Origin of the sequence: Hyphomicrobium sp., from assembly GCF_003987855.1 — a bacterium.
Classification (GTDB): domain Bacteria; phylum Pseudomonadota; class Alphaproteobacteria; order Rhizobiales; family Hyphomicrobiaceae; genus Hyphomicrobium_B.
In genome coordinates, this window is the sequence record NZ_RXIZ01000012.1 from 209287 (window position 1) to 213158 (window position 3872).

3 protein-coding genes and 1 pseudogene are annotated in these 3872 nt (G+C 58.5%); 3 read left to right on the forward strand and 1 reads right to left on the reverse strand.

The window, feature by feature from the left end; all coding sequences use genetic code 11:
* Nucleotides 1-227, reverse strand: a pseudogene (locus tag EKK30_RS11075) (PilZ domain-containing protein); the annotation flags it as partial.
* Nucleotides 228-580: 353 nt separating this feature from the next.
* Between EKK30_RS11075 and EKK30_RS11080 the strand changes: the two are divergent.
* The 3 genes from EKK30_RS11080 to flgK form a co-directional block, all read left to right on the forward strand.
* Nucleotides 581-1411 (forward strand): response regulator transcription factor, encoded by an 831-nt coding sequence (locus tag EKK30_RS11080; protein ID WP_290984685.1) that lies wholly within the window; start codon nucleotides 581-583, stop codon nucleotides 1409-1411.
* Nucleotides 1356-2624, forward strand: a complete 1269-nt coding sequence (locus EKK30_RS11085) for a flagellar hook protein FlgE (protein WP_290984688.1) — start codon at nucleotides 1356-1358, stop codon at nucleotides 2622-2624. The genes EKK30_RS11080 and EKK30_RS11085 overlap by 56 nt, the downstream gene beginning before the upstream one ends.
* A 29-nt stretch (nucleotides 2625-2653) precedes the next feature.
* A partial coding sequence (gene flgK, locus EKK30_RS11090) for a flagellar hook-associated protein FlgK (protein ID WP_290984691.1) occupies nucleotides 2654-3872 on the forward strand: 1219 nt, incomplete at its 3' end.

Below are 3872 nucleotides of genomic sequence, written 5' to 3' on the forward strand. Positions count from 1 at the left end.
TCGCCGGCGTTGGGAACGAAGCCGTCGCCGACGCTGACCTTTGCGCCGCTCTCTGAGAGGTCCACGAGATCACAAATCAGGTGCATGCTGCGGAATTGCAGCGCCACGTATTGGCGGGCGGAATGGCGAAAATCACCACGGCGCTCATCGTTCGATGACACATCTTCCGGAATCAGAACTTCAGCCTGGAAGCTGCGAATGAAATCCCGAAGCTTGCTGTTGCTCATTTCCGCACCAAAGGGAATTCGCAATAGCATCAGCTCTGCGCAATTCCATATACGTCGCTGCGCGGTATTAGACACGAACTCGCTTACGTAATGCGAAGCAAATTACGTCCAATTCAATCTTTCCGCGATTTTGGAATTCCAACGAAAATATCGCTTGCACAGGCCACGGATGGCTGGGGGCCGGCTCGCTGAGGCGCCGTTCGCGAGAAACAAATGCATACGCATCCCGGGGCGCGGGCCGTCGATTTGCCGTGTCCTTTTCGACCCATGCAATAATGAAATTGTTGTTAATAAGTCGCGTGAATCACTGTATTTCCTTGAATGCCAATGATTGCGGGGACTTGGGGGAAATCATGTTTGTGGTGCTTGACGACCGTTCGACGGTCGCGGGGGGATACGTTGCGTGTTTCGATCGCGAGGGAGTAGCTGCAACGGCTGTTGAACCCTCCGAGTTTTTTGAGTGGTTCGAGCTCATCAACGATTCCGATGTGGCCGTGATCGAGGGATTCCTCCTCGGCACCGTCGCCAATAAGCGGCAAATATCCGCCCGAATTCGCTCGCGCTGCAAATCTCCGCTTATTGGCTTAATCGAAGCGAGAGCTCTGAGCGAAACGCTCGAATTATTCTCCCTCGGGTTTGACGATGTGCTGGCCAAGCCATTTCACGTCCGCGAGATCTTGGCCCGCAGCGGCGCCATCCGTCGCCGCATGCAGATCACCGACGAGTGCGTCGACGTCGGTGGTATCCGCATCTTCTTCGATGGCCGTGATCCGATCGTCAGCGGCGAAGTCTTGCCGCTGCCGCGCCGCGAACGTCGGATCCTGGAGTGTCTGGTGCTCAGCCGGAACACCCGGATCACCAAGACCCAGATCTTCAATCGCGTTTACGGCATCTTCAACGACGAGATCCACGAGAACGTTATCGAGAGTCATATCAGCCGCTTGCGCAAACGGCTGAAGCAAAGGCTCGGCCACGACCCGATCGATTCGCAACGCTTCCTTGGATACCGCTTGAAGGAGTTCGCTGTCGAGGAACCTGCGGTGGTCACCGAGGCGACCACAACCAGTCTCACGCAAGGCCCAGATGCTTCAATTGAAGTAAGCATCATTCGCGACGAGGAGAATGTCGATGGGTCTTTACGGAGTAATGACTACCAGCGTATCGGGGATGTCTGTCCAATCTGACCGCATGGGAACGGTCGCGGACAACATCGCCAACATCAATACGGCTGGCTACAAGGCTTCCACGACCGAGTTTTCGACCCTTATCGCGGAAGGCAGTGTCGCCCAGTACGTACCCGGCTCCGTATCCAGCATTGCCCGTCGTGCGATCTCCCAGCAGGGCGATTTCACTTACACCAAATCGCCGACCGACCTCGCGGTCAGCGGCCAAGGTTTCTTCATGGTGGAGAGCGACGCCGGCACGCCGTTCCTGACGCGCGCCGGCAACTTCGTCCCGGATGCCAATGGCGATCTCGTCAATGCGGCTGGCTTCAAGCTGCTCGGCTACAACCTGCTCGATGGAAGCTCGAGCTCGGTAGTCAATAGCGCCGCCGGTCTTCAGGTCGTTAGCTCCGCAGGACTTGGCATGAAGGCGACGCCTTCGACGAGCGGCAAGTTCGGCGTCAACCTTCCGGCTGACGCAACCATCACCGCTGCAGGAAATCTGCCGTCCGCCAACGGCGCGTCGGCCGCATACGCAGGCAAGACTTCGATCGTGACCTACGACAACCTCGGTCATCAGGTGACGCTCGACATTTACTCGGCGAAGACGGCCAATAACACGTGGGAAGTAACCGTATACAACGCAGCCGGAGCTACATCCGGTGGCTTCCCGTACTCAGCAGGTTCGCAGCTGGCGACGCAAACACTCACGTTCGATCCGACGAACGGCACGCTCGCGACCGGCGGCCCCTCGATGAGCATCAACATTCCGAACGGCTCGACTTTCACACTCGACGTTAGCAAGATGACTCAGCTTGCCGCCGCCTACTCTCCGCAGACCGGCGCCTATGCGCCGAGCGCGAACGGCAGTGCTCCGACAGCTGTGGACCGTTTGGAGATCAGCCAGGAAGGCGTGGTCACCGCCGTCTACGCCGATGGATCGCGCGTCGACGCCTTCAGCATTCCGCTCGCCACGGTTTCCAGCCCGGACAATCTCACCGCTATTTCCGGCAACGTCTACGCCACCAACAAGCAGTCGGGCGACCTGCAGCTCGGTACTGCCAACTCCAGCGGCCGCGGCAAAATCATTTCCGGCGCTTTGGAAAGCAGCACCGTCGACCTCGCTTCGGAATTGACGTCGATGGTGCAGGCGCAACGCAATTACACTGCAAATTCAAAAGTGTTCCAGACGGGCACTGAATTGTTGGACGTGCTTGTAAATCTCGTCCGCTGATTAGCTTGCGGGCATAGAAGGTCCTGGGAATGACGCTTACGCAGAGTACCAATAGCGCACGATCGAGTATCTCGACGGTATCCGAGCAAATCTCGGTTATCTCGCAGAATATCTCGCGCGTGAACGATCCGGATGCGAACCGCAAAGTTGCGAAGGTCGTGAGCGGGCCCGGCGGCGTGATGGTTGCCGGGATAACGCGTACCGCGAACAAACTTCTTCTGGACACCTATCTTTCCGCCAACGCGGGCAGCAAGACTCAGACCGTCGTCAATTCGGCCCTCAACCAGCTGGAAAACACTGTCGGGGATACGGCTGCCGAGACATCGCCTGCAGCGCTCATCGCCAAATTCAATGTGGCGCTGCAGACATACTCCTCAACGCCGCAAAACAGCGCGCTCGCCGCCAACGCGGTTTCCGCTGCTCAGCAGGTCGTATCGGCGTTGAACTCCGCCTCGGATGCGGTGACGACGTTGCGCAACCAGGCCGACACCGAAATCGCTTCGTCTGTCGACAACATCAACAGCTTGCTGTCGCAGTTCAAAACGCTCAACCAGCAAGTTGTGACAGGAACGAGCACCGGCAGAGACGTCACTGATGTTCTCGACCAGCGCGACGCGGTTCTAAAGCAGCTCTCGACCGAGATCGGCATCCGCTCCGTCTCGCGCGACAATGGCGATATGGCGATCTACACCGATAGCGGTGTCACGCTCTTCGATAAGACGCCGCGCGCCGTCACTTTCCAGCCGTCGGGGAATCTGTCGGCGAGTGCCATTGGCGCTCCGGTATACGCAGATGGCGTGCCGATCGCCGGCACGCCTCATGTTATGTCGATCAGCACGGGCAAGCTCGCAGGCTTGGTTGAAGTGCGCGACAGCATCGCGCCCACTTATCAAAGCCAGCTCGATGAGATCGCCCGCGGCCTCATTCAAACTTTCGCCGAAAGCGACCAGTCAGCGACCCCGACATTGCCTGACGCTGCAGGACTTTTCACATACGTGGGGGGGCCCGCGATCCCAGCGTCGGGCACCGTAGTTCCTGGTCTCGCCTCTTCGATCAAGCTCAACGCCACAGTCGATCCGACGCAAGGCGGCAATCCCGAACGCCTCCGGGATGGCGGCATCGCTGGCGCCGCCTACACCTACAATCAGGGATTGGGCGCGTCTTACACCGACCGCATCCAGCAACTCATCACGAAGCTCGGCGCGACCCAGCCGTTCGATCCTTCGACGCAAATTCAGCAAGCAGGAT